This is a genomic window from Chloroflexaceae bacterium (genome assembly GCA_025057155.1).
Lineage (GTDB): Bacteria > Chloroflexota > Chloroflexia > Chloroflexales > Chloroflexaceae > JACAEO01.
Window position 1 is genome coordinate 64,322 of sequence record JANWYD010000009.1, and the last position, 25,092, is coordinate 89,413.

The window sequence follows — 25,092 nt, forward strand, 5'->3', positions numbered from 1 at the left end:
CTTCTGGGAACCGTCTCTCTCTACGCCTCCACATCTGCTACACTATAAACCATGAACCAGATCTTACGTCTCTTCATCCTGGCGTTGCTGGTTACGGCCTGCGCCGGTCCTCCGCCCGCAGCTACCCCGGTTGCTACACCGACAGCGGCTCCGGCTACAGCGTTGCCCATCCCGCCCGTCGCCACGGTTCCTCCGGCCGCGCCGGGCATGCCTGCGCCGCTCTACGTGCTCGAACGGGGCCAGATCGCCCGCATCGAACGTGACGCCACTACCCGCGTCCTGCTTACCAGCGAGAGCAGCGCGCTCCCCGGCGTGCCACCGATCGCCACGTTTACCGTCGCGCCCTCCGGGGCGCTGGCCTACGTCGTTGGCGACCTGGACGCCGACCGGCTCTCCATCGCCAGATCGGAGGGCGAGAATGTCACCGTGCTCTACAGCGTGCCGGGCCACGAACTGAGCGACCTGCTTTTTACCCCGGACAGCGGGGCGATCTTCCTGCGCCTGCTCAATAACAACCAGACCCCTGACGTTCCCAGCGGGATGTACCGCCTGCCTGCGACCGGCGGCGCGCCCGAGCTGGTGCTGGCCGATGACCCGGTGGACGATCCGGCCAACCCCTCGCGCGCGGTGAGTTCCTACCTGCCGGTGGCCTTCAGCCCCGACGGCGCTCAACTGCTGGTAGAGGTGCAGTCCCTGTTCTACGAAGACTGCGGCATCGGCTTCATGCCCGCCGGCGGCGGCGAGGTGCTCCGGGTCACGTTGCCGCCAGACACGCGCAGCTACTGTGGCGAAACAGCCTGGGCGCCCGATGGGCGGTCGGTGCTCTTTCTTGCCGGCCCGAAGGAAGGGCCGGGGGCTGGTCCGCAGCTCTGGCGCGCCGACGCGACCAGCGGCGCTGCCGAATTGATCGTCGGCGGCGACCGGTACGCCCGCGCGCCCATTGCCCTCCCCAACGGGGCGATCCGCTACTTTCTGGCCCGTGTGGAGCGCGACGCCAGCGGCGTCGTGACCGGCGGCAGCTTTACCCCGGCGGAACTCGCCGCCCCCGGCGCTGAGCCGCGCGAAATCGGTCCGGCTTTCAGCGATCGCCTGGAACGGGCGTTGTGGGCTCCTGGAGGCGCCGGGGCGGTGCTCGAAATTGACACCGAGCAGGGGGTCGAACTGCGCTGGACCCCGATCGGCGACGTGGCGACCGTCTTGCCCGGCACCCGCGAACGGGCCGGGGGGCTGGCATGGGGTCCTGTGGAACCGCGCGCCCGCCGCGCCGCGCCGGTCGTTGCTCTCCTCCCGGAGCCTTGATATAGTCTGTAAAGTAAGTTGCCTTGCATTTCCGTCCCCCTCCTGACCTCCCCCCGGTTGGGGGAGGAGCCGGGATCCCTCCCCCAGCGGGGAGGGTTGGGGAGTTCTCAGGTGTAGAGTTTTCCGGCGCATCCTCGCGTCCCATGCGCCATCCGGGGCATTGGGACGCCCAACTCCCCCCGCTCCCGCGAGCGGGAGAGCGGGGCGGGGGGTGAGGACCGTAAGCGCATTGGAATGCCGAAAACCCCCGCTCGCCCAAAAAACCCTACACCTGAGAGGGGTTGGGGAGGGGGTTTAGCGAAAAACGTTGTTTACAGACTAATGAAGCACCTCTACATCCACATCCCCTTCTGTCACCGGCGTTGCAGCTATTGCGACTTCAACACCTACGCCAATATGGAGTCGCGTATTGAAGCCTACGTAGATGCGCTGTGCGCCGAACTGGCGATGCTGGCCGCCGGGCCGCAACCGCCGCCTGCGCTCTCGCCTGAGGCCGCCGCGCTGCGCCCGACGATCTTTCTTGGCGGAGGCACGCCGACCATGCTCACCCTGGCCCAGATGGAGCGGGTGCTGGCGGCGGCCGCTGCTCTCGTGCCCCTGGAAGGGGCCGAGATCACCTGCGAAGCCAACCCCGGCACGGTGCTCGAACGCGACTACCTGCGCGGCCTGCGCGACCTGGGGGTCAACCGCCTGAGCATGGGCGTGCAGAGCCTCCACGACCCCACCCTGCGCGTCCTGGGCCGCATCCACACCGCTGCGGAGGCCCGCCGCAGCTTCGAGGACGCCCGCGCCGCCGGGTTTGCCAGCATCAGCCTCGACTTCATCTTCGGGCTACCCGGCCAGACCCTGGAGCAGTGGGAGCACACCCTGGAAACCATCGTCGCCTGGGCGCCTGAGCACCTCTCACTATATGCGCTGATCCTCGAAGAGCGCACGCCCCTGTACGCCCAGGTCACCGCGGGACGGGTGAGCGTGCCTGACGACGACGCGACCGCCGCGATGTATGAGGCCGCGATGGCGCGCCTCGGCGCCGCCGGCTATGAGCACTACGAGATCTCCAACTGGACCCGCGGCCAGCCCTGCCACCACAACCTGGCCTACTGGCTGAACAGCGACTACCTGGCCGCCGGCGCCGGCGCCCACGGCCACATTTATCCGCTCCGCTACTGTAACATTCTGGGGATTGACGAGTATATCCGGGCCGTTCAAGCCGGACGGCGACCCATTGCTGAGACAACAGCGCTTACGCTCGCCGACCTGGAGGCCGAAACGATGATGATGGGCCTGCGGCTCAGCCGCGGCGTCGGCGCGGAGCACTTCGCCGCCCGCTGCGGCAGGAGCCTGGAAGCGGCCTACGGCCCCGTCCTGCGCGACCTGGCGGCCCGGGGCCTGATCGAGCAAGGCGCAGGGCGGGTGCGGCTCACCGCGCGGGGGCGTATGCTGGGCAACCGGGTGTTCGAGCGGTTTGTGTAGGGGTGAAAGGGATCGCCCTACGCGGCGTCTGAGCCTACCAGGCCGCCGCGCTCGATGACCAGCATGTTCCCGGCGGTTACGCAGAGAGGGATGGCCAGCAGATTGACCAGAGGGATGGAGACCAGAGCGAAGGCCAGGAGGCCAAAGCCCAGACTGCCCGGCAGCATGCGCCGCACAATGGCCAGCTTGGCGCGGAAGCGCCAGCGCCGCCGCTCCAGCGGGCCGTCGAAGAAATCCAGGCAGGCAATGGTCGCGCCGAGGAGCACATTTGCCGCCATCTGGAGAAACGCGCCAACGCCAGGCACGAGCAGCAAGAGCAGCGAGGGCAGCCAGATCGCCAGGGCCAGGGCCAGCTTTTTGCTCTCAAACAGCAAGGCTCGCCAGACATCGTAGGCCGCCGCGGGCAGCGAAAACGGGCGCTTGATGTGGGTCTCGCCCACGTAGAGAGCCTCCAACTCCTCGGAGAGCTGGCTGTACCAGGGCGCGCCGAGCACTACCCCGAAGCGCACCAGCAAAAAGCCAATCCCCAGCGCCAGGGTCAGACCTACCACCGCCCGCGCCAGCCACAGGAGCGCCGTGCCGAGCGCGCCTTCCCAGGTCAGGAAGCGATCAACAGCCTGCCAGGCCGCTGCGAACAGCCCGAAGTAGAGCAGGGCGGCCACCACCACGTTCACCAGGATGGGCGCGATCACGTAGCCCCACAGTCGCGGCGTGCGGTTGAGCAGCGCCAGAGCGCGGAACGGGTAGAGCACCCCCGTCAGAATATCCACCATGGATTGGCCTCATGCCCGAAGACAGCTCAACCAGACTCCCCGGGCCCTGGCTGCTCAGCAAGACCCTGCGGTGCAACTCTCCGAGTTGCACCCACTGGCAAGCCGGGTAGTTCAGGCTTCGGCCCGGTGATCAACCGCAGACCACGGTCATAGGTGAAGTAACTGTAGGCCCAGTTCAAGAAGACCACGATGCGGTTGCGAAAGCCCACCAGCGACATCAGATGCACCACCAGCCAGCCCGCCCAGGCCAGATAGCCGCTCAGGCGAATGCCAAAGGCGTCGAGCACGGCCACGCGCCGGCCAATGGTGGCCATGTTGCCCTTATCGAAGTACCGGAACGGCTTCATCGGCCTGCGGCGGATACGAGCGAGAATATTGTGCGCCGCCCGTTCAGCCATCTGGATCGCCACCGGCGCCACCATGGGGTAGGGTGTCGGCGGCCGCCCGCGGCGAGGCGGGGACTCCAGGTAGGCCATATCACCGATCACGAAGACCTCGGGACGCCCCGGCAGGTTGAGCGTCGGCTCGACGGGGATGCGTCCGCCACGGGCCTGCGCGATCCCCAGCCGGTCAGCCAGGGACGCCGCGCGCACTCCAGCGGCCCAGACCACCACCCCCGCCTCGATCTGACTGCCGTCGGCGAAGGTCACAGTGCCGCGGTCTACTGAAGCCACAGGAGATTGCAGACGCACCTCCACGCCCATGGCCTCCAGACGGCGGATGGCCTCCCGCTGCAACTGCGGAGGAAAGGCGGCGAGCACGGTCGGACCGGCTTCTACCAGCACCACCCGCGCCTCAGAGATGTCGAGCATGGGATAATCGTGGAGCAGAACATGATTGATCAACTCCACAAACGCCCCGGCCAGTTCCACGCCCGTCGGCCCGCCACCGACCACCACCAGGGTCTTCAACTTGCGGCGCTGCGCGCGGTCGGCCTCGCTCACGGCGTATTCAAAGTTCGCAAGCACCGCATTGCGCAGCAACTCGGCGTCCTCAAGATCCTTCAGGCCATAGGTATGCGCAGCCAGGGCCTCGTTGCCGAAATAATTATTCTCGCTGCCGGCGGCCAGAATGAGATAATCGTAGGGCAAATGGGCCGTGGCGGTCATCACCACCTGCTGCTCAAAATCCACGCCGAGCACCTCGGCCATCATGAAACTGACGTTGCTGTATCGGCGCAGGATCGCCCGCACGGGATGGGCCACCGACTCCGGCTCCAGACCCGCGGTCGCCACCTGGTAGAGCAGGGGCCAGAAGCCGTGGTAGTTGTTACGGTCTATAACCAGCACATCCACATCCTTGCCGCCGAGGGCGCGGGCGGCGGTAAGACCGCCAAAGCCCGCGCCGACGATGATCACCCGTGGCCGCGCCGAGGGCCAGGGGCGGGCGCCGTAGCGCCGGTATATGGCGGCGGGATCAAGGGGCGTCGGCGGAACAGCGCCGTCACGTCCGGTCCCATCTGAAACCATATTCTGCATCAGCATATCCTCCTCAAGAACATCCCTACCATCGTAACACGGAACGCGGTTTCTATCCTGCCCGTGGGGCCACCCGGCGAGTCGCCCCACCGGTTTGCCCCACCCTGGGATGTAACTCCTGGTCGTACTGTTAATAACAACACAAGATGTATGGTATGATTGCCCCTGTCCGTGCGGGAAAGATGGAACGTGCGCGACCCGCCGGGGCGCCGGCAGGCAGGCTTTTACGAGAGGTGGATTGCTTTATATGTAATTACCCATACAGTGATGTGATCCAGCATACATAAAATATGGCATTATATTGCGATTTGACAGTCTCGCGATCGTCGCCGAAGGCAGCTTGATTGACACAAAAGTAATAGCGGCTTATAATAGGTTTCAGATAGCGCTCCCCGCTATGCACAGGGTTCCCCTAGAAGGCAACGAGGCATGGGACAGATCTTCCCTCGCAACGCCAACCGGCTGGCCTGGCTGAGCGTTTTCGCTGGTCTGTTGCTCATCGCAGAGCTGGTGCTGATCCTGGCGGTCTACTTTCGGTCGAACTACTTCCGGCAGGTCAATGTCGCCATCGAGCAGCCGGTCGCCTTCAGCCATCAGTTGCACAATGGCGTCCTTGGCATTGACTGCCGCTACTGCCACGTGTCGGTCAACGAGTCATACTTCGCCAACATCCCCGCCACCGAAACCTGCATGACCTGCCACTCGCAGATCAAGACGTTCAGCCCCAAGATTGCGCCGGTCATCGAAAGCTACACCACCGGCAAGCCCATCCTGTGGAACAAAGTGCATCGCGTGCCCGGCTTCGTCTACTTTAACCACGCCATCCACGTCAACAAGGGCATCGGGTGTTCGACGTGCCACGGGCAGGTGAACGAGATGCCGGTGGTCTGGCAGCAACAGGCGATGTACATGGGCTGGTGCCTCAACTGCCACCGGAACCCTGAACAGTATGTGCGCCCGCGCGATGAGGTTTACAACATGGAGTACGTGGCGCCGGCGAACCAGGCGGCCCTGGGCCGCCAGCTTGTCGCCGAATATGGCATCATGCCCGCCGATCAGCTCACGAACTGCTGGGTCTGCCACCGATAGGATGCGAGATGCGCCCGCGCCGTGCCGCCTGACCCTGGATCGCTGGCGCGCGGTTCTCCCTGACGCATCCTTCGCACTAGCAAAGCGATTGCGGCAATGACAAGCATTACCCCGAATCCTGATCTTGAGGCCATCCGCGCGCGGTTGCGCGCCGCCCGTGGCCAGCAGTTCTGGCGCTCGCTGGACGAACTCGCCGATACGCCCGCCTTCCGTGAGCTGGTTGAACGCGAGTTTCCGCGCGGCGCCTCGGAGATGAACGATCCGGTCTCCCGGCGAACGTTTCTGAAATTGATGGGAGCCTCGCTGGCTCTCGCCGGGGTCGCGGGCTGCACCTATATGCCGCCCGAACAGATCGCTCCCTTCGACCGGCAACCCCTCGACCGCGTGCCCGGCGTTCCGCGCTTTTTCGCCACCACGCTGACGCTCAACGGCTACGGTACGGGTGTGCTCGTGCGCTCCGATGAGGGCCGCCCCACCAAGGTCGAGGGCAATCCGCTGCATCCGGCCAGCCTCGGCAGCACCGATCTCTTCGCCCAGGCCGAGATCCTTAACCTCTACGACCCCGATCGCTCGCAGACGGTGCTCAACCGCGGCGCCCCCAGCACGTGGGACGAGTTTGTCGCCACCCTCAACACCAGCCTCACTGCCCAGGAAGCCGCCCGTGGCGCGGGCATTCGCCTGCTCACCACGACCGTTAGCTCGCCTACCCTGGCCGACCAGATCGCGCAGTTCTTGCAGCGTTTCCCGCAGGCGCGCTGGTACCAGTACGAGCCGATCAATCGCGATAATGTCTACGAGGGTGCGCGCGCGGCCTTCGGCGAGTACGTGAGCACGCGCTACGATCTGTCGAAGGCGCAGGTGATCCTCGCCCTCGACGCCGATTTCCTCGCCCCCGGTCCCGGCTTCATCCCCTACGCCCGCGCCTTCGCCGATGGCCGCCGGGTGACCAAGGCAAGCAAGGAGATGAACCGCCTCTATGTGGTCGAGGCGACGCCTTCGACCACCGGCGCCGCCGCCGACCACCGCCTGGCGCTCAAGGCCAGTAATGTGGGCGTGTTCGCTTTCGCTCTGGCCGAGAAGCTGGGTCTCGGCGGAGCCGGCGCCGGTCTGTCCGAAGAGGCGCTTGCCTTTCTGAAGGTGGCAGCCGAAGACCTGGAGGCGCATCGCGGGGCCTGTGTGGTGATCCCCGGCGATCAGCAGCCGCCGATCGTGCACGAACTGGCCCATCGCATCAATGCCGCTCTGGGCAATGTAGGCAGCACGGTGATCTATACCGAGCCGGTTGAGGCCCGCCCCACCAACCAGACGGATGAGATTGCCGGGCTGGTCAATGAGATCAACGCCGGGCAGGTGGAACTGCTGGTGATGCTCGGCGGCAACCCGGCCTATAACGCCCCCGGCGATCTGCGCTTCGCCGAGGCGCTCCAGCGGGTGTCGCTCAGCGTGCACCACAGCCTGTTTGTTGACGAGACTTCGGCTTTGAGCACCTGGCACATTCCGGCGGCCCACCAGCTCGAAAGCTGGAGCGACGCCCGGGCCTACGATGGCGCCGCCAGCATCGTGCAACCCCTGATCGAGCCGCTCTATGGCGGCAAGACCGAGCACGAAGTGCTCGCCGCGCTGCTTGGTCAGCCCGATGCCAGACCGTATGATCTGGTGCGCGCCTTCTGGCAGAAGAGCAACCTGGTCAACGGCAACTTCGAGGCTTTCTGGCAGAGCGCCCTTGCCAGCGGAGTGATCAGCGGCAGCGCCGCGCCCACCGTCACGCCCACGTTGCAGCCGGCCGCGGGTGGCGCGGTGACCGCTCCCGCCGCTGAAGAACTGGAGATCGTCTTCCGCCCTGATCCCTCAGTGTGGGACGGCGCCTATACCAATAACGGCTGGATGATGGAACTGCCCCGCCCCCTGACCAAGCTGGTCTGGGACAATGCGGTGCTTATGAGCATCGGCACCGCCTCCCGGCTGCTGGGATTGGGCTTTAATGTGGACGATCTGAAGAATCCCGACAGCGACCAGCGCCAGATCGCCCTGGAGCGCATGACCGCCGCCAATGGCACGATGGTCAGCATCCGCTACGCTGGCGGCGCGCTGGAACTGCCCCTCTGGCTCACTCCGGGCCACGCCGAGAACTCGATGACGGTGTTCCTAGGATATGGCCGCCGTAACGCCGGGCGGGTCGGCAATGGCGTGGGCGTTGACGTGTATCCGGTACGCACCAGCGCCGCGCCCTGGTTCGGCACGGGGGTGGAGGTGCGCAACGCCAACCGCAAGTACCTCCTCGTCTCCACGCAGGACCACTGGACGCTCGAGGGGCGCGACATTGTGCGCGTCGGCGTCTTCGAAGAGTTCAAGCAGAACCCCAAGTACATCGCCGAAGAAGTGTACATGGAGGAGTACGGCAAGAAGACGCCCGGCCCCGGCACCGATGGCTACATCTCGTTGCAGCCGGGAGTGGATTACTCCGGACGCAACGCCTGGGGCATGACCATCAACCTCAACGCCTGCATCGGCTGCAACGCCTGCGTGGTGGCCTGCCAGGCGGAGAACAACATCCCCATCGTCGGCAAGGATCAGGTCTCCCGTGGCCGCGAAATGCACTGGATCCGCATTGACCGCTACTACGCTGGCGACAATCTCGACAATCCTGACACCTACATGATGCCGATGGCCTGCGTGCAGTGCGAACAGGCCCCGTGCGAGGTGGTCTGCCCCGTCATCGCTACAGTCCACGACTATGAGGGGCTGAACAACATGGTGTATAATCGCTGCGTCGGCACTAAATATTGCTCCAATAACTGCCCCTACAAGGTGCGCCGCTTTAACTTCTTGCAGTACGCCGATCTGAACACCCCCAGCCTGCAACTGGCGCGCAACCCCGAAGTGACTGTCCGCAACCGGGGCGTGATGGAGAAGTGCACCTACTGCATCCAGCGCATCAGCGCGGCGCGTATCGCCGCCAAGAAGGCCGCGGTGCAGAATGGCCAGAGCAGTTACACCATCGAAGATGGCGCGATTGTGGTGGCCTGCGAGGGGGCCTGCCCGACCCAGGCGATTGTCTTTGGCGATATTAACGACCCCGCGAGCCGGGTGGCGAAGTGGAAGGCGGAGCCGCATAATTACGGCGTGCTGAACCTGCTGAACATCTTCCCGCGCACGACCTACCTGGCCCGCATCCGGAACCCGAATGAGGAACTGGAGGCCCACGGCGAAGGGTGAGGACGGCCTGGCCGCCGGTGAGCCCGGAATATGCTTCCTGGCAAAGGTCGCCTTTTCAACAGCAGCGGGGACGAACCTGCTTTCCTGAGCGCAATGGTCCGGGTTATGCTGCGGCCAGCGACCCGGAGGCTCGTACCAGGGTAGATCAGACCAAGCTCTAGCAAGGATTGCCAATGGCACAGGCGCAACCATTACGCACCGGTCCGCAACCCGACACCGGGGAAACGTACCTGTTGCCGGGTGAAACGTACACCTCCATCAGCCGCAAGATCGGCGATGTGCCGCTGGTCAGCCCGCTGCAAACCCCCAGAGGGTGGTTGCTGGGGTTCACCATCGCCTTCATTTTGCTGATGGTGTACTTTGTGTCGATTGCCTGGCTGTTTATCAAAGGCGTCGGCATCTGGGGCATCAACATCCCCGTGGCCTGGGGCATGGACATTATCAACTTCGTCTGGTGGATCGGCATCGGCCACGCCGGGACGCTGATTTCGGCCATTTTGCTGTTGCTGAATCAGGGCTGGCGCAACTCGATCAACCGCTTCGCCGAGGCGATGACCCTCTTTGCCGTGGCCTGCGCCGGTCTCTACCCCATTCTGCACCTGGGGCGGCCCTGGCTGTTCTACTGGCTGATCCCCTACCCCAACACCCACGGCATGTGGCCTAACTTCCGCAGCGCCCTGGCCTGGGACGTGTTCGCCATCTCGACCTACGCCAGCGTGTCGCTGATCTTCTGGCTCGTGGGCCTGCTGCCCGACTTCGCCACCCTGCGCGACCGGGCCACCAACATCTGGGTCAAGCGGGCCTATGGCATCGCCGCCCTGGGCTGGCGCGGCTCGGCCCGCCACTGGCATCGCTACGAGATGGCCTCGCTGCTGCTGGCTGGCCTCTCCACCCCGCTGGTGGTGTCGGTGCACTCGATCATCTCCCTCGACTTCGCCATTTCGCAGGTGCCCGGCTGGCAGGTGACGATCTTCCCGCCCTACTTCGTCGCCGGCGCGGTGTTCGCCGGCTTCGCGATGGTGATCCTGCTCGTCGCCCCTGTGCGCGCCTGGTATGGCTTCCATAACTACATCACCATACGTCACTTCGATGTGATGGCCAAGGTGATGCTCGCCACAGGCATGGTGGTGGTCTACGGCTACTTCATGGAAGTGTGGGCCGCCCTCTACAGCGGCAGCCGCTATGAGGAGTACCTGCTCTTCAACCGCCTCAACGGGCCGAGCGCCTGGGCCTACTACGGGCTGCTCTTCTGCAATGCGGTGGCCATCCAGCCCCTCTGGTTCCGGCGCGTGCGCCAGAGCATCCCCGCCCTGATCATTATCTCGCTGATCGTCAGCGTGGGGATGTGGCTCGAACGCTACGTCATTATCGTCATCTCCCTCGAACGCGAGTTCCTGCCGTCATCGTGGGACATCTACATCCCCACGATCTGGGACTGGTCGCTCTACATCGGCAGCTTCGGCCTGTTCTTCACTCTGCTGTTCCTGTTCATCCGCTTCCTGCCGATGATCAACATCTTTGAGATGCGCATGTTCCAGTTCCAGGAGAATGAGCGCCTGCACCGGCGCGAAAAGGCCGGCCACGGCGATACGGGCCGCGATATTGTGACCGGGAAGAGCGAGCCGGGCGCCGCTGGCGCCGATTAGCGCGGGAGGCGCCTTCAGGGAGCCCCGGCGGTTTCCCCTAGCCTGGAAGCACAGCTATGCAGAGACGAGCAGCAACCGCAACCGATATCTATGGCCTGATGGCTGAGTTCCGCACTCCCGAGGAACTCATTGCCGCCACCCATCAGGTCAAGCAGGCGGGCTACAGCCGGCTCGATGCCTTTACGCCCTTCCCTATCGAAGAGGTCATCGAGGAGATAGCGCCTGGCGATACCGGCGTGCCGCGCCTGGTCTTGCTGGCCGGGTTGATCGGCGCCGCCACCGGGTTCATCATCCAGTACATCGGCAACCTGGTGGATTACCCGGTCAATATCGGCGGGCGCCCGCTGGATATCGCCAACTGGCCGGCGATGATCCCGATCACCTTCGAGGCGATGGTCCTCCTCGCGGCCTTTACCGCGGCAATCAGCATGGTGGTGCTCAACGGCCTGCCAATGCCCTACCATCCGGTGTTCAACGCGCCGCGCTTCGATCGCGCCTCCCAGGACAGTTTCTTCCTCTGCATCGAGGCCCGCGATCCGCTGTTTGACCGCGCCCAGACCGCGCAGTTCCTACGTAGCCTCGGCCCTGTTCAGGTGTCCGAGGTTGCCAACTAGGGGGCGACGATGCAACCGCTACGCTTCTGCCGGAATGTCTCACCGACGCGCCTGTTGCGCTACGGCTGGGTCGCCTTCCTGGCGCTGCTGCTGGCCGCCTGCCACCAGGATATGTACAACCAGCCCAAGGTGCAGACCTACGACCCCAGCGCCTTCTTCGCCGACGGGCGCGGGTCGCGGCCGAATGTGCCCGGCACGGTCGCCGTTGGCGCAGCCCAGACCGACACCTACCTCTACACCGGACTGATTGACGGGGTCGAGGGTGATGTGATGCCCTTCGAGGTGACCCGCGCCGTCCTGGAACGCGGCCAGCAGCAGTACAATATCTGGTGCGCCGTGTGCCACGGTGAAGCCGGTTACGGCCAGAGCGTCGTGGCCCAGCGCGGTGGCATCGTGCCGGCTAACTTCCACCAGCAACGCCTCCGCGACGCGCCGATTGGCCACTTCTTCGTGATTATCACCAATGGCGTGTACCGCGGCGACCCGGAGAAGGGCGGCTACCAGTCCATGTACTCCTACGCCTCGCGCATCAGCGTCGAGGATCGCTGGGCGATTGCCGCCTACATTCGCGCGCTGCAACTTAGCCAGAATGCGACGCTCGAGGACGTGCCCCCCGAGCAGCGGGCCAATCTGGGGCAGTAACGGGCTGCGGTGTATCTAGAGAGCTGCGTATGGCGACAACCACTTTTCCCCGAACCCAGGCGCCCCAACTGAACCGCGTGCAGGTAATTGGCATCGGCGCCGCGGTGATCGGCCTGGTATTGCTTGGTCTGGGCTTTGTGCTCAACCCCGAGCAATTCGCCAAATCCTACATTTTTGGCTTTTACTACACAATAGCCTTCTCCCTGGGCTGCCTGGGCCTCCTGATGGTGCAGCACCTCACCGGCGGCGCCTGGGGCGTTACGGCGCGGCGCATCTTCGAGGCCGGGGCCATGGTCCTGCCGATCTTCTTCATCGCCAGCATCCCGGTGATCATGGTGGCCTACAATACCTTCGGCTTCGAGCATGCTGTCTACCACTGGGCCGATCCCAAGATCATCACTCCCGGCAGCCCGGAGTTTGACCCGATTGTCGCTCACAAGGTGCCGTGGATGAGTCCGCCCTGGTTCGCCGGACGGATGGTGCTCTACTTCGCCGTCTGGAGCATCCTGGCCTTCCTGCTGCGCACATGGTCGCTCCAGCAGGATCGCGGGGCCGATCCCATCGTGACCGCGACGCGCATGCGCCGCCTCAGCGGCATCGGTGTGGCCCTGTTCGTGTTGACCGTTACTTTCTTCGCCATCGATGTGGGTATGTCGCTCGACGCCCACTGGTACTCGACGATCTACGGCGCGCACTATATTGTCAACACCGGTCTGACCGTTCTGGCCTTTACCATCCTGGCCCTGACTCAGGTTCGCCATACGGAGATCTTTCAGGAACACGTGGGCGTCAAACCGATCCACGACCTGGGCAAGCTGATGTTCGCCTTCACCGTGCTGTGGACCTACATGTCCTTCGGCCAGTACGTGATCATCTGGTCGGGCGACGTGGCCGAGTTCACGCCCTGGTACGCGCGGCGTAGTGAGTCGGGCTGGCTGGTCGTGGTGATCTTCCTGATGCTCGCCGCCTTCTTGATGCCCTTCTTCGCCCTGCTTGGGCGCAAGCCAAAACGGAATCTGAACTACCTGGCGATTGTCGCCGCGTGGATCGTCGTTGTCCGTCTTATTGACACCGCCTGGATCATTCTGCCCGAGTTCCACGCCACCCCCACCGAGGCGCTGCTCGCCTTCACGAACCTGGCCGCCCCCATTGGCCTGTTGGGGGTCTGGGTGGCCCTGTGGGCCTTCTTTATGCAACGGGCCTCGCTCTTGCCGCTGAATGCTCCTCAAATGGAAAGCTTGCACGCCGGAGGTCACCACTGATGAGTTACCGGTTTCAGTCTTCGTACCCGCCTGAGCAACGGCAGGCTGCCTACCGGCCGGCCCAGCGAGGAGCGCCGGGGGCGGTGCAGATTATGAGTGGCCTCCTGGTGGCCTTCCTCGTAGTCAGCCTGCTGGTGATGCTCGCCGGACGCGTACCCTTCGTGCCGAGCGTGACGCCGCTCGATGGGCCAACCTACAAGGATTATGTCGTTCCTGACCGCGAATTGCTCAACAGTTATGGCAAAACAAGCGAAGGGAACATTCATATCCCCATTGATCGGGCTATGGACCTGATCGTCGAGCGCGGGCTGCCGACCCGCAGCAATCCCAGCCCCACACCGTAGGTGTGTGTGGAGGTGTGGAGGTGTGGAGGTGTAGAGTTGTAGATCTTCTAGGAGATCCGAAAACACCTCCACATCTCCACACCTCTACACCTCCACACCTCCACACCTACCCGTACCGCACCACCTCCTCCTCAAAGCGCCGCAAGACCCCCGCATGCACCAGATACTCCAGATGGGCGATCGTCTCGGCCACAGCGAAGCGCATCTCGTGGGTGGTGTACTCGTCGAAGGGAAACACCCGTCGGGCCACCTCGTAGGCGGTCGCGTCGCCGTTCAGCGCGGCGCGCATCGCCGCCAGCCGGTCGGCATGGTGGCGCTGCAACTCCCCCACGCGCTCGCGCCAGTTATGGATGAGCGACCTGTGCCCTGGCAGGGCCAGACGAACCGGCAGATCGGCTAACGCTTCCAGTGAAGCCAGGTAGCGCCCCAGCGGGTTCGGCTCGCTCCCCGGCCATAGCCCGATGTGCGGCGTAATGGTGTTGAGTACATGGTCGCCGCAGAGCAGCAACCCATCGGCTTCGTCGAAAAAGATCAGTTGCCCGTCGCTGTGGCCCGGCGCATGCAGGGCCACGAAGTGACGTCCGGCCATCCGCAGTCGCTCGCCGGGGGTGATGAACTGCACCTGTGGATGTGGAAACGTTGCCCGGCGCAGCAGCGCCACGTCACGCGCGATGGTCGCTACCAGGTCATCAGGCGTGCCATGGACGGTAAAAAGGGCCGCGATTGGTTCGAGCGCATCGGGCGGCTTGCCCCAGACCCCTGCCGCCAGGTCCGTCTCGCGGAGCGTCATCAGCACTGGCGCGCCGCTGAGCGCCTGGAGCCAGCCGGCCATCCCGTAGTGGTCGGGGTGATGGTGGCTGACGATGATCCGCCGGATTGCCTCCGGCATTACATCGAGGCTGGCCAGCGCAGCGCGCCAGGCCGCTTCGCCGTCAGGGGTGTGCAACCCGGCGTCGAACACCGTCCACCCCTCGGAATCGCGCAAGAGGTAGCAATTCACACTGTTGAGGGCAAAGGGTAACGGCAAGCGCACGAGAAAGACGTTGCGGGCAACTTCGCTGATGGACATGGCTTTGCTCCAGGGTGATGGCAACTGGTTGCCGTATCATAGCAAACTATTGTCGGGGTCTGTTTAGCCTCGCAGGGCAACTTTCCAGCTTGCCTGCGGAATGATTCCAGCGACTCGCCCTGTGCTACAATACCACCTATGACACCGCAACCTGACACCGAACGCGAGCGCGGCGTACCGCGCTGGCTGTTGCCCGCCCTGGTGGGCGCCATCATCATGCTGGCGGCTCTGGTGGCCGTCGTATTGACCGGCGGGTTGGGGCCGGCCCGCCCGTCGCCCGCGGCGATGTCGCCGGAACAACAGGCCGCTGCGACTGCCCACGCCGGCGCCACCAGCGAGGCGGTGACCCAGGCTCACGGGGGGCTGAAGCCAGAGGGACCGCCTGTAGAAGTGATCAGCCTGGCCGAGGCGCGGGCGCTGTTTGACGCCGGCAGGGCGATCTTTGTTGATGTGCGCTCCGGCAGCGCCTACAGCGCCGGTCACATCCCCGGCGCCCTGACGATCACCTCGCGGGAACTGGAAGAGCGTCTGAAGAACCTGCCAGACGGCACGGTGATCATCGCCTATGGCGACGCCGAGCGCCCTGAGTCAGGGCAGCGGGGCGCGCAGATCTTCATGGAGCTCGGCTACCCCCGCGTGATCGCCCTGGAGGGCGGTTTCCAGGCCTGGCGCGACGCGGGTCACCCCGTTGAGCCGTAGCGACGAGGTGGCCGTGCCCGCACGCTCAACCTCCAATACGGTCGTGTCAGCCGCCTTCTGGATGAGCGGCGCCCTGTTCTCCTTCATGGCTATGGCTGTCGGGGGGCGCGAACTCTCGGCGGAATTGAGCACCTTTCAGATCCTGTTCTTTCGCAGCCTGGCGGGCCTGCTTGTCGTCGGCTGGCTCCTCACACGCAGCGGATGGCGACAGGTACGCAACCCGCCCCTCGGGCTGCACCTGGTCCGCAACCTGGCCCACTTCGGCGGGCAGTTTGGCTGGTTCTACGGGCTGGCCTTCATCCCCCTGGCCGAAGTCTTCGCAATCGAGTTCACCGTGCCGATCTGGACGGCGATCTGGGCGACGCTGCTGCTCGGCGAACGCATCACAGCGCCACGCCTGGCCGCCATTGGTCTGGGCATCGCCGGCCTGCTGATCATCTTGCGCCCTGGCATGCAGAGCGTGCATCCGGCAGCCCTGGCCGTTCTTGCCGGCGCAGTGTGTTTCGCCCTCACCCACACCCTGACGCGCCGCCTGGCGCTGAGTGAAACGCCGCTGGCAATCCTGTTCTACATGACCCTGATCCAGACCCCGCTGGCGCTGGCGCCTTCCCTGGTCGGCTGGACCACCCCATCGCTCCCTTTGTGGCCCTGGGTGCTCATCGTGGGTCTGGGCGCGCTGAGCGCCCACTACTGTATGGCGCGCGCTCTGGCCCTGGCGCCGGCCACTGTCGTTGTGCCAATGGACTTTCTGCGACTGCCGCTGATCGCCATCGTCGGCGCCCTGGCCTACGGCGAGCCGCTCGAATGGACCGTGCTGCTCGGCGCCGTGGTGATGCTTGCTGGAATCTGGATTAATATCAGGGCCGAACACCAGCGCCTGGCCGTCGCCGAGCCGCGCCAGGCGCGGAGCTAGGCGACCCCTCCGGCTCAGGCAGGGGCGTGGGGAAACCCGGTTTCCCCCACCTTCCTGATCGAGCGAGGAACGAAGGTCCCTGGGAGGACCTGGTCCTTCCGGACCCTCCCGAAGGAGTTATCCGCTAAGAAAGGCTCACCGCATGGCGCCCCTGTCACCAGCGCACCTGGCGGAAATCACCGCCCTGGCCGCTCGCTACGGCGCGCCGGCCCGCGTCGAAGCGCATCTGAGCGACGGCGTGTTCGACCCGCTGACCCGCACCGACCGCATCGGCGAGGTTTGCATGGTCATCCGGCGACCAAATGGCCGCCTCCTGACCATGCGCAAGGAGATCTACCCGCCCGGCGTGTTCCGCCTGCCAACCGGCGGCATCGCTCCCGACGAGCCTATCGAGGCCGGCCTGTTGCGCGAAGTTGCCGAGGAGACCAGCCTGGAGGTGCGCATCAGCCGCTTTCTGGCCGTTATTGCCTACTACATTCCCGACACGGCCACGAGGGATGCCGCGTTCTACACCTTTGCCTTTCTGCTCGACGAACAGGGCGGCAGGCTGGCTGCGCAGGACCCCCACGAACGCGTCGAGGCTTTCCGCGAGATCGCGCCCGACGAATTGCCGGCCCTCGCCGCCCGGCTCGAACAACTCGAGCCGCGTCGCGATCAAGCCATCGGCGGCGCCTGGCGCGCCTGGGGCGTCTTTCGCGCCGTGACCCACCGGGTGGTGGCCGAGGCTCTGATGTAGAAGGTTCTCACCCTCCCCCAACCCTCTCCACCTGCGCGAGAGGGAGGGGCGCCGAGCGCGGCGAAGCGGGGGAGGGTGAGGAGCGACGGCCCGATTCCTGCCCGGTGAAGCGTAGGGAACCCGGCGTTGCCCATACCCCTGACGGCGTCCGCGACGCAGCCGTACAGGCGACCAAATGGAGTATATTTCCCTTGACACGGCGCGACATGTTTGCTATCCTATAGGCGACGCGGCGTGGAGCAGTGGCAGCTCGTCGGGCTCATAACCCGAAGGTCGTAGGTTCGAATCCTACCGCCGCTACCAGTATACAGCGGCGCCAGGATAACACCTGGCGCCGCTCTTGTTTCCGCGCGGCTTCTTCCGGGCAGGAGCGCGAGGCTGAGAGCCGATGCGCGCGCAACCTGGAAGGTTACCTCAATGCGGCTCATTATCCAGTTCGCTCAGCAACTCCTCGGGGTGCTGGCGGATCTCCAGGCTGCGCTGCTCAATTTCGCGGCGCAGCTCGCGCCGCAGTTTGGCTGCTGCCCAGCGCCGGCGCTGCTCTGGCGTCTCGATCGGCACCTGGCGCACCTTGCAGGGCCGCCCATGTTCATCCACCGCCACCATCGTGAAGTAGCACGTCAAGACATGACGCTGGGTGCGGCTGGTGATGTTCTCGGCCACCACCCGGATGCCCACTTCCATCGAAGTGCTGCCGGTATAATTGATTGAAGCCAGGAACGTCACCAGTTCACCGACATGGATACGCTCGTGGAACACAACCTGATCCACCGAGACGGTCACGACATACGTACCTGAATAGCGTGAGGCGCAGGCATAGGCCACCTGGTCGAGCAGGCGCAAGATGTGCCCGCCATGGACATTTCCGGCGAAGTTTGCCGTGTCCGGTGTCATTAACACCGTCATAGTGAGCGTGCGATACTGTGATGGCTCCTCCATTGGCACCGTCATAGCACACCTCATTGCATCGTCGCCGGGGCCACTGCCGGCCGGCGCCACGATCCGCCAGGCGCCGTGCGACATGATCTCTCTGTCTCAATATCCGTGTTCTTTAGTATACTCTGGATAGATACTCGAATACCATTGAACACCCGTCGGGCCTGCCAGCCGCGACGCAGCCAGGATGTTTGATTCCACTGGTGCGTGGTAACACTGGAGCGCAACTTTGCGGCTATACTTAACCTTAACGGATCGCAGATGGCGTAGGCAGACCGCAGCCTCGCCAGGACAGGCAAGATGCTTGAACCAGGCACAATACTTCAAAATCGCTACCAGATCGTCGCGCCTATCGGGAAAGGCGGTATGGGCGCCGTATATCGCGCGCGCGATCTGCGGCTACGCACCGATGTAGCGCTGAAGGAGACCCTGTTCGCCGACCCCGCTTACCGCCGCGCCTTTCAGCAGGAGGCGCAGATCCTGGCGCGTCTGCGCCATCAGGCTCTGCCGCGGGTGCTCGACCACTTCAGTGAGGGCCAGGGCCAGTTTCTAGTTATGGAATACATCCCCGGCGAGGATCTGGGCAGCCAGCTTGCTCGTCTCGGCTCCCGCTTCGCCACCCCCCAGGCAATGCCCACCATTCTACGCTGGGCCGACCAGCTCCTCGACGCCCTGCATTACCTGCACACGCGGCCGGTTCCCGTCTACCATCGCGATATCAAGCCCAAGAACCTGAAGCTTACCGCGACCTACGAGATTATTCTGCTCGACTTCGGGCTGGCCCGCGGCGGTGTGACGGTGGCGTATGATCTGAATCAGACCACTGCCTCGCAGGCGCAGGCCCGCAAGATCTACGGTTTTACGCCGCCATACGCTCCTCTGGAGCAGATGCGCGATGGCGAACCGGATGCCCGCAGTGACCTGTACGCCCTGGCCGCGACCGTCTACCACCTGCTGACGGCAACAATGCCGGTTGATGCCATGTCGCGTATGGCAAAACTGGCCAGCGGACAGCCCGATCCGCTGCGCCCGATCCGTGAACTGGCGCCCCACGTTCCTGAGGGTATCGCTGAGCTGCTGCAACAAGCCTTGAGCGTGACCATTGACGAGCGCCCGAAGACGGCCAGAGAGATGCGCGAGACCCTGCTACGCCTGCGTGGCGGCCTTCCTCCGGCTCGCGCCGCTGCGACCGGCCAACCTGCCGACCGGCCTGCGCCGCAGGCCCGCGCGGTCCCTGATCAGACGCCAGCGTCAGAACCGCGCCCACCAGTTGAGGGCCTGAGCACCAGCGCGATGAGCCACCCCGGCGCAATCACTCCCAATATCGCCGGTCCATCCACGCAGTTGACAGCGAAGCCTATAGGAACCCTGCTGCGCATGCTCACAACCGGCAGCCCCATCCGCTCTCTTGATTTCAGTCCCAGCGGCGCGCTGCTGGGCGCCGGGTACGACGACCACACGGCCGGTCTCTGGCGTCTCGCCGATTTTACTCACCTGGCAACGCTGAAAGGGCATACCAGCGGAATCCGTTGTTTGCGTTTCGCCCCGACGGGTGGCATCCTTGCCACGGCCAGCGACGATGAGACGGTGCGGCTCTGGCAGGTCGCCGACGGCGCGTTTCTGAGGCTCCTGCGCGTGCCGGGTTGCCCGATTGAGAGCATCGCCTTCAGCCCCGATGGGCGCTATCTTGCCGTGGGAGGGTGGGGCGCCGCGATTACTCTCTGCGAGGTGGAGAAGGATCGTATCACGATTATCAACAGCCTGTCGGCGCCCTTCGTCCACAGCCTGGCCTTCAGTCCCGACAATCGCCTGATCGCTGCCGGCGCCTATGACGGCTCGGTCTACCTCTGGCAACTTGACGATGCGCACCCGGTGGGCGTGCTGAGCGGATCAGCCACCTTTATCAATAGCGTCACCTTCAGTCCCGACGGAACCTGGCTCGTCGCCAGCAGCGGCAACCAGGCTCGCGTCTGGCGGCTGGACGACCAGAAGCCGATTGAGAGCCTGTCGGGGCACCAGGGGCCGGTCCACGCGATAGCCTTTAGCCCCGATGGGCGTTTCCTTGCCACCGCCAGCGAAGATCGGCTGATTCGCCTGTGGCGCGCCAGTGACTGGACCGGCCTGCCTGCTACGCTGGAACACCGTGCAGGCGTAGCCAGTCTCGCCTACAGTCCCAACGGGTCAATAATCGCCAGTGGCGCCCGTGATGGGCGGATCTACCTCTGGAAGATTTCGGGGACGTAAGTAGTCTGTAAGGTACGTTTCCTGGCCTTTCCGCCACACCTCCCAGCCTCCTCCCGTTGGGGTGAGGAGCCGGGCGCCCTCCCCCGGCGGGGGAGAGCCGGGGAGGGGGTGGGGGTTCAGCGAAGGACTTTGCTTCCAGACCAGGAAGGCGTCCCCGGAAGTGCTTCGCCCTCCTGGACCCTCCTGTTGTCAGACGCGCACCCTCTCCACGACTTCAAGAATACGCTCGGCGCGGCGACCGTAGGTATACTCGGCGGCAATGGCGCGCCGCAGCGCCGCGCCTGCGGCGTCGGGGGCGGCCTCCAGGGCGGCGCCGAGAGCTGCCGTGAGGCCCTCGAGATCACGACGGGGAAACGTGTGGCACAGCGCCGGGGGCACAATTTCGTGCAGCGCGGGGATGGACGGCACAACCAGCGGTTGGCCCAGGGCCAGGTACTCGAACAGCTTCAGCGGCGAGGCCGTCACGTCGGTCACCGTATCGGGAATGACCAGCACATCGGCAGCTGTCAGATAGGTGACGACCTCGGCCTGGGGCAGCGGCGGGACGAGACGCAGGGCCGCGGCGATGCCGAGACGGGTGGCCTCGCAGCGCAGGTCTTCGCGCTCCGCCAGCCTTCCTCCAACCAGCACGAGGGTCAGATCGGGATAGCGGGAGCGCAGGCGAGCGGCGGCGACGAGCAGGCCATCAAGCCAGCGATGGGCGAAGGTCATCCCGGCGTAGGCGATGATCGGCCCATCGGCGGGCAACCCCGATGCGGCGCGAGCCTCCAGGCGCGGACGGGGCGCGAACAGGCGCTCATCGTAGGCGTCAGGAATCACGAAGACATCGGCGGGATCGCGCCAGCCGATGGCGGCAAGCAGGCGCCGGAAGTCGGCGGTGAGCGACGCCACCGCCGCGGAGCGCGTCAGCGCCACGCGGTCAATCAGGTGCAGCAACCCCTCGGCCCATGGCTCGCGGGCGCGTGAGGGATTTCGCGTTTCGAGATCGTGGGCCTCGTAGATCACCGGCAGGCCCAGGCGCGGTCCCAGCGCACCCGCCCACCAGGCCGCAGCGATCACCTGGCGCACGTATACGGCCTCCACCGCCCGGCGCCGGGGCGCAAGCCAGGCAGCGGTCATCAGGGCGAAGACGCTGTGCTCCAGGTAGTAGAGCAGCGTGCTCTTGTAGAACCGTGAGAGCTTGCCAATTGCCGGTCGCGGCAGATGGACAGCGCCAACTTCGCCGAAGCGGCTCGGCTCGCGCCCCCAGCGGGGGATAAGCGCCAGCGTATCGGGACGGCGGGCGCGTAGCTCGCGGAGGGTAGCGTAGGTCTGGATGGCATTGGCCGCCTGGAGGGTCAGGCTGGTCGGGTAGGCGATGTAGACGAGCATCCCGTAGTGATTTTGGATTTTATGGCGTTTATCGAAACGACTGATGATGGCGGCGCGAGCGCAGCAAGCCCCATGGCTCAACGTTCTCAACTTCCTCAGCGTCTCAACGTCTCAGCGTCCTCAGTGTATGGTATTCGCTACGCTTCACTGCTGGCTTCGAGCACGGCCTGGGCGATCTGCTCGCCGCGACCCTGCGGCAGGTACACGTAACGGCCTCCGAGCCAGGCCGCCAGTTGCTGGGCCTCGCCGCGGGAGATAAAGCTCCGCTGGGTGTCAATCACCACGGCGCCGATGCCAGCGGCGCGAATGCGGGCGCTGAGGGTCTGCACCTCGGCGCGGGCCGCCTCCAGGCGCTGCTGCTTGTCGTGGGCCGGGTTGGGACGCAGGGGGACGTTGGGGCGCCCATCGGTGATCAGCACCAGGGTGGTGCGGTGGATGCCGCGAGCGCGGGCCTGTTCGGCCACCTGGTAGGCTGCCAGCAGCGCGGCGGCCAGGGGGGTGCCGCCGCCGGTGGGCAACACATCGAGGGCGCGCTTGGCCAGTTCCACGCTCTGCGAGGGCGGCAGGAGCAGTTCAGCCGTCTCGCCGCGGAAGGCCAGCAGGGCCACCTGGTCACGATGCACATAGGCCTGCTGGAGCAGCGTGTTCACCGCGCCCTTGGCCTGGCGCATGCGGTGGAGAGCCATCGAGCCGCTGGCGTCAACCACGAAGCAGAAGAGCGTTCCGGCCTTGCTGCGGTACTTCTTGATATGCAGATCATCGGCCTTGAGGCGAATGTGGCCGTGGTGGCGCGGGGCCTCGCGGCGGCGCACCGGCTGCCATGGCGCGGCGGCGCGCAGGGTCGCCACCACATCCAGCCGGCCCTGGGAGGGCAGGCCGGGAATGGAACGGATGTGCCGTCCGCGCGTGCCGGAGGTGCTGCCCCGCGAGCCGCTGCGCCCGCTCCGGCGCACGGTAAAGGGCGTCTCCAGCACGTCAGGGGGCACCTCGGCGTCCAGCGCGGAGAGAATGAGATCCTCGACTGTTAGATCCTCAGGAGGCGTTGGCGGTTGCTCGCTCTCGTCCTCATCGTCGTTACGCTGTTGCTCATCGGGAGGCGGTTGCTCGGGCTGCGGCGGCGGGGGCTGCTCCGGCTGTGGCGGCTGCTCGGCGGCCTGGGGAACGCGGGTAGCGCGGGGCAACAGCACGAAGCGCACCGCCCGTTCCAGATCCTCCTCACCCACCTCATCGCGCCCGGCGAGAGCCGCGGAGGCCAGGGCCGCGCGCACGGCGAAAATATCGGCCCGGTGCCCCTCCACCCCCAGCGCCAGCGCCGCCTGGCTCAACTGCGCCATCTGAGCCTCGCTGATGCGCACCTGCGGCAGGGCCTCGCGGGCAGCCATGATCATCGCATGGAGCATGGCATCCTCATCGGCCCATTCCTCGGCCACCCCTTCGGCATTCTCCGCGCCGGGTTTGCGCCGCGCCGCCGCGACCAGCCGCGCCCGATCCACGAGCAGGTTGCGGCGCACCACCTCAGCGCGGGCATGGCCGGGCGCCTGCGACACGGGGGCGACAATCAGGCCGACGCGGTCGAGCAGATGGCGGCGCGGCGGCCCCTCGGCGGGGTCGTAGGTGGCGATCAGCGCGAAGCGGGCCGGTTCCACGAGGCTGAGACCGTCCCGCTCCACGCGCACCACGCCGCTGTCGAGGGCCGCCAGCAGATGGTTGACGGTGCTATCGTCGAGCAGATTGACCCCGTCAGCGTACAGCAAGCCCCCGTGAGCGCGAGCCAGCAAGCCGCTGCGATGGACGCGCTCACCCCGCGCCAGGGTCGCCTCCAGGTCAAGACCGCCGAGGAGACGGTCCTCGGTGACGCCGACGGGCAACTCGACCAGCCCGCCGTGGCCCGGCGCCGCTGCGTCGGCGCCGCCGGCGAGCAGGCGGGCGAAGGCGCGCACCAGGGTGCTCTTGCCCGTACCCACACCAGCGGCGATCACCACCCCGCCGAGACCTGGGTCAACCGCGAGCAGCAAGAGCGCCTGGCGCCCCGCGTCCAGCCCGACCAGGGCGGAGAAGGGCAGGGTCGCCGTGGTCACGCCAGCACCTCTTCCACGGCCCGCTCGATGCGCGTGGCGTCGTCCTGGGTTTCGAGGGGGTCCTTGCGCAGGCGATGGCGCAGGGCAAGAATGGCGATGCGGCGCACATCCTCGATGCGCACTTCATTGCGCCCCTCGAAGGCGGCCAGGGCCGTGGCGGCGCGGCTGAGGGTCAGCTCGCCGCGGTGCCCGTCCACCTCCAGCTTGACGCACAACTCGGCGATCTTGTAGAGCACCGGATCGGGGAGCTGCACCTCGGGAAGCCGTTTCTGGGCCTGCTTGATCTTGCGCTGGAGGCGCGCGGTCTCCTTCTCCCAGGCGGCGGCAAAGGCGAAGGGATCGGCATCGTAGGCGCGGCGGCGCTTGACGATCTCTACTCGCTCTTCCACATTGGTAATTGTAGTGATGCGGGCGTGCAGGCCAAAGCGGTCGAGCAACTGGGGACGCAAATCGCCCTCTTCGGGGTTGCCGGAGCCAACCAGCACGAATCGGGCCGGGTGGCGGACGGAGATCCCTTCGCGTTCGACCACATTCACGCCACTGGCGGCCACATCGAGGAGCACATCAACCAGATGGTCCTCCAGCAAGTTCACCTCATCAATGTACAGGAAGCCGCGATTGGCGCGCGCGAGGAGGCCGGGGGCAAACGCCTGCACCCCCTGGGTCAGGGCGCGCTCGATATCGAGGGTGCCGCAGACACGGTCCTCAGTGGCGCCGAGGGGCAGATCGACCACGGGTACGGGAATGGTTATGGCCCGCGGCTTACGCGGCTGCGCCTTGCCATTAGGCGGCTGCTGGAGCCGGGTATGTTCGCAGAAGCCATCGGCCTCGGGGGCGCAGGAGTAGGGGCAACCGGCAACCGCCTTGATCGGCGGGAGCATGGCGGCGAGGGCGCGCACGGCGGTTGACTTGGCCGTACCGCGATGGCCCATCACCATAACGCCGCCGATGGTCGGGTTCACGACACAGAGGATCAAGCCCAGCTTCAACTCGGCCTGACCGACAATCGCAACAAACGGATATGGCGGCACGGGCCCGTGGGGAGCGGGTGTAGCGCCATTCTCGGCGGGACGGGGCGCGAGCGTCTCTGTCTCTGTTGCCATAGGGGCGCGACTTTCGGTATTAGAAAAAAGCAGGAAAGCCTACCAGGGAGGGTGCTTCCCTCCGGTGGGCCCTCCCAGCATAGCTCGTCGCGCAGGGCGGCGGGCCA

20 protein-coding genes and 1 tRNA gene are annotated in these 25,092 nt (G+C 65.5%); 14 read left to right on the top strand and 7 right to left on the bottom strand.

Features of this window, described 5'->3' with window-relative positions; genetic code table 11:
* Positions 1 to 51 precede the first annotated feature (51 nt).
* Both NZU74_09725 and hemW read left to right on the top strand, forming a co-directional pair.
* Positions 52 to 1,299 (top strand): hypothetical protein, encoded by a 1,248-nt coding sequence (locus NZU74_09725; protein ID MCS6881601.1) that lies wholly within the window; start codon positions 52 to 54, stop codon positions 1,297 to 1,299.
* Positions 1,300 to 1,620: 321 nt separating this feature from the next.
* A complete protein-coding gene (gene hemW / locus NZU74_09730) occupies positions 1,621 to 2,772 on the top strand; it encodes a radical SAM family heme chaperone HemW (GenBank protein ID MCS6881602.1) in 1,152 nt (383 codons plus the stop codon).
* Positions 2,773 to 2,789: 17 nt separating this feature from the next.
* Here hemW and NZU74_09735 read toward each other — a convergent pair whose 3' ends face one another.
* Both NZU74_09735 and NZU74_09740 read right to left on the bottom strand, forming a co-directional pair.
* Positions 2,790 to 3,545, bottom strand: coding sequence for an EI24 domain-containing protein (locus NZU74_09735; protein ID MCS6881603.1), 756 nt, complete (start codon positions 3,543 to 3,545; stop codon positions 2,790 to 2,792).
* A 26-nt stretch (positions 3,546 to 3,571) separates the two neighbouring features.
* Positions 3,572 to 5,023 carry an NAD(P)/FAD-dependent oxidoreductase gene (locus NZU74_09740; protein ID MCS6881604.1) on the bottom strand — a complete coding sequence of 484 codons (1,452 nt, stop codon included), beginning with the start codon at positions 5,021 to 5,023 and terminating at the stop codon, positions 3,572 to 3,574.
* A 429-nt stretch (positions 5,024 to 5,452) separates the two neighbouring features.
* Here NZU74_09740 and NZU74_09745 point away from each other — a divergent pair, with 429 nt between their 5' ends.
* The 7 genes from NZU74_09745 (at position 5,453) to NZU74_09775 (ending at position 13,836) form a co-directional block, all read left to right on the top strand.
* A complete protein-coding gene (locus tag NZU74_09745; protein MCS6881605.1) occupies positions 5,453 to 6,112 on the top strand; it encodes a cytochrome c family protein in 660 nt (219 codons plus the stop codon).
* Between the two features lie 96 nt (positions 6,113 to 6,208).
* Positions 6,209 to 9,328, top strand: a complete 3,120-nt coding sequence (locus NZU74_09750) for a TAT-variant-translocated molybdopterin oxidoreductase (protein MCS6881606.1) — start codon at positions 6,209 to 6,211, stop codon at positions 9,326 to 9,328.
* Positions 9,329 to 9,501: 173 nt separating this feature from the next.
* A complete protein-coding gene (gene nrfD, locus NZU74_09755) occupies positions 9,502 to 10,974 on the top strand; it encodes a polysulfide reductase NrfD (protein MCS6881607.1) in 1,473 nt (490 codons plus the stop codon).
* A 56-nt stretch (positions 10,975 to 11,030) separates the two neighbouring features.
* Positions 11,031 to 11,588 carry a DUF3341 domain-containing protein gene (locus tag NZU74_09760; GenBank protein ID MCS6881608.1) on the top strand — a complete coding sequence of 186 codons (558 nt, stop codon included), beginning with the start codon at positions 11,031 to 11,033 and terminating at the stop codon, positions 11,586 to 11,588.
* Between the two features lie 9 nt (positions 11,589 to 11,597).
* Positions 11,598 to 12,230: a cytochrome c gene (locus NZU74_09765; GenBank protein ID MCS6881609.1), complete on the top strand. Its 633-nt coding sequence runs from the start codon at positions 11,598 to 11,600 to the stop codon at positions 12,228 to 12,230.
* 29 nt (positions 12,231 to 12,259) lie between these two features.
* Complete coding sequence (locus NZU74_09770) at positions 12,260 to 13,492, top strand: hypothetical protein (protein ID MCS6881610.1); 1,233 nt, start codon at positions 12,260 to 12,262, stop codon at positions 13,490 to 13,492.
* The gene (locus NZU74_09775; protein ID MCS6881611.1) at positions 13,492 to 13,836 is read left to right on the top strand and encodes a hypothetical protein; all 345 of its coding nucleotides are present in this window, start codon (positions 13,492 to 13,494) and stop codon (positions 13,834 to 13,836) included. The genes NZU74_09770 and NZU74_09775 overlap by 1 nt, the downstream gene beginning before the upstream one ends.
* A 106-nt stretch (positions 13,837 to 13,942) precedes the next feature.
* On the opposite strand, the gene NZU74_09780 is transcribed toward NZU74_09775, so the two are convergent.
* Complete coding sequence (locus NZU74_09780) at positions 13,943 to 14,905, bottom strand: MBL fold metallo-hydrolase (protein ID MCS6881612.1); 963 nt, start codon at positions 14,903 to 14,905, stop codon at positions 13,943 to 13,945.
* A gap of 138 nt (positions 14,906 to 15,043) precedes the next feature.
* On the opposite strand from NZU74_09780, the gene NZU74_09785 reads away from it, so the two are divergent.
* The 4 genes from NZU74_09785 (at position 15,044) to NZU74_09800 (ending at position 17,556) form a co-directional block, all read left to right on the top strand.
* The gene (locus NZU74_09785) at positions 15,044 to 15,604 is read left to right on the top strand and encodes a rhodanese-like domain-containing protein (protein MCS6881613.1); all 561 of its coding nucleotides are present in this window, start codon (positions 15,044 to 15,046) and stop codon (positions 15,602 to 15,604) included.
* Between the two features lie 13 nt (positions 15,605 to 15,617).
* A complete protein-coding gene (locus tag NZU74_09790) occupies positions 15,618 to 16,517 on the top strand; it encodes a DMT family transporter (GenBank protein MCS6881614.1) in 900 nt (299 codons plus the stop codon).
* A gap of 142 nt (positions 16,518 to 16,659) precedes the next feature.
* Positions 16,660 to 17,253 carry an NUDIX hydrolase gene (locus NZU74_09795; GenBank protein ID MCS6881615.1) on the top strand — a complete coding sequence of 198 codons (594 nt, stop codon included), beginning with the start codon at positions 16,660 to 16,662 and terminating at the stop codon, positions 17,251 to 17,253.
* 228 nt (positions 17,254 to 17,481) lie between these two features.
* Positions 17,482 to 17,556: transfer RNA gene (locus tag NZU74_09800), tRNA-Met, on the top strand.
* A gap of 111 nt (positions 17,557 to 17,667) precedes the next feature.
* On the opposite strand, the gene NZU74_09805 is transcribed toward NZU74_09800, so the two are convergent.
* Positions 17,668 to 18,204 (bottom strand): acyl-CoA thioesterase, encoded by a 537-nt coding sequence (locus NZU74_09805; protein MCS6881616.1) that lies wholly within the window; start codon positions 18,202 to 18,204, stop codon positions 17,668 to 17,670.
* Between the two features lie 285 nt (positions 18,205 to 18,489).
* On the opposite strand from NZU74_09805, the gene NZU74_09810 reads away from it, so the two are divergent.
* Positions 18,490 to 20,433, top strand: a complete 1,944-nt coding sequence (locus tag NZU74_09810) for a serine/threonine protein kinase (protein MCS6881617.1) — start codon at positions 18,490 to 18,492, stop codon at positions 20,431 to 20,433.
* Positions 20,434 to 20,622: 189 nt separating this feature from the next.
* Here NZU74_09810 and NZU74_09815 read toward each other — a convergent pair whose 3' ends face one another.
* The 3 genes from NZU74_09815 to bchI all read right to left on the bottom strand — a co-directional run bounded on the left by NZU74_09815 (position 20,623) and on the right by bchI (position 24,985).
* Positions 20,623 to 21,804 (bottom strand): glycosyltransferase, encoded by a 1,182-nt coding sequence (locus NZU74_09815; GenBank protein ID MCS6881618.1) that lies wholly within the window; start codon positions 21,802 to 21,804, stop codon positions 20,623 to 20,625.
* Between the two features lie 137 nt (positions 21,805 to 21,941).
* Positions 21,942 to 23,882, bottom strand: a complete 1,941-nt coding sequence (bchD, locus tag NZU74_09820) for a magnesium chelatase ATPase subunit D (protein MCS6881619.1) — start codon at positions 23,880 to 23,882, stop codon at positions 21,942 to 21,944.
* Entirely contained in the window at positions 23,879 to 24,985 is a 1,107-nt protein-coding gene (gene bchI, locus NZU74_09825) for a magnesium chelatase ATPase subunit I (protein MCS6881620.1), read from the bottom strand. The genes bchD and bchI overlap by 4 nt, the downstream gene beginning before the upstream one ends.
* Positions 24,986 to 25,092: the final 107 nt, after the last annotated feature.

Coding starts and splice junctions, on each gene's coding strand:
- NZU74_09750 (MCS6881606.1), top strand. CDS start 6,209: ATGACAAGCATTACCCCGAATCCTGATCTTGAGGCCATCCGCGCGCGG.
- NZU74_09775 (MCS6881611.1), top strand. CDS start 13,492: ATGAGTTACCGGTTTCAGTCTTCGTACCCGCCTGAGCAACGGCAGGCT.
- NZU74_09735 (MCS6881603.1), bottom strand. CDS start 3,545: ATGGTGGATATTCTGACGGGGGTGCTCTACCCGTTCCGCGCTCTGGCG.
- NZU74_09770 (MCS6881610.1), top strand. CDS start 12,260: ATGGCGACAACCACTTTTCCCCGAACCCAGGCGCCCCAACTGAACCGC.
- hemW (MCS6881602.1), top strand. CDS start 1,621: ATGAAGCACCTCTACATCCACATCCCCTTCTGTCACCGGCGTTGCAGC.
- nrfD (MCS6881607.1), top strand. CDS start 9,502: ATGGCACAGGCGCAACCATTACGCACCGGTCCGCAACCCGACACCGGG.
- NZU74_09780 (MCS6881612.1), bottom strand. CDS start 14,905: ATGTCCATCAGCGAAGTTGCCCGCAACGTCTTTCTCGTGCGCTTGCCG.
- bchI (MCS6881620.1), bottom strand. CDS start 24,985: ATGGCAACAGAGACAGAGACGCTCGCGCCCCGTCCCGCCGAGAATGGC.
- NZU74_09740 (MCS6881604.1), bottom strand. CDS start 5,023: ATGCAGAATATGGTTTCAGATGGGACCGGACGTGACGGCGCTGTTCCG.
- NZU74_09725 (MCS6881601.1), top strand. CDS start 52: ATGAACCAGATCTTACGTCTCTTCATCCTGGCGTTGCTGGTTACGGCC.
- NZU74_09785 (MCS6881613.1), top strand. CDS start 15,044: ATGACACCGCAACCTGACACCGAACGCGAGCGCGGCGTACCGCGCTGG.
- NZU74_09805 (MCS6881616.1), bottom strand. CDS start 18,204: ATGACGGTGCCAATGGAGGAGCCATCACAGTATCGCACGCTCACTATG.
- NZU74_09815 (MCS6881618.1), bottom strand. CDS start 21,804: ATGCTCGTCTACATCGCCTACCCGACCAGCCTGACCCTCCAGGCGGCC.
- NZU74_09810 (MCS6881617.1), top strand. CDS start 18,490: ATGCTTGAACCAGGCACAATACTTCAAAATCGCTACCAGATCGTCGCG.
- NZU74_09795 (MCS6881615.1), top strand. CDS start 16,660: ATGGCGCCCCTGTCACCAGCGCACCTGGCGGAAATCACCGCCCTGGCC.
- NZU74_09765 (MCS6881609.1), top strand. CDS start 11,598: ATGCAACCGCTACGCTTCTGCCGGAATGTCTCACCGACGCGCCTGTTG.
- NZU74_09760 (MCS6881608.1), top strand. CDS start 11,031: ATGCAGAGACGAGCAGCAACCGCAACCGATATCTATGGCCTGATGGCT.
- NZU74_09745 (MCS6881605.1), top strand. CDS start 5,453: ATGGGACAGATCTTCCCTCGCAACGCCAACCGGCTGGCCTGGCTGAGC.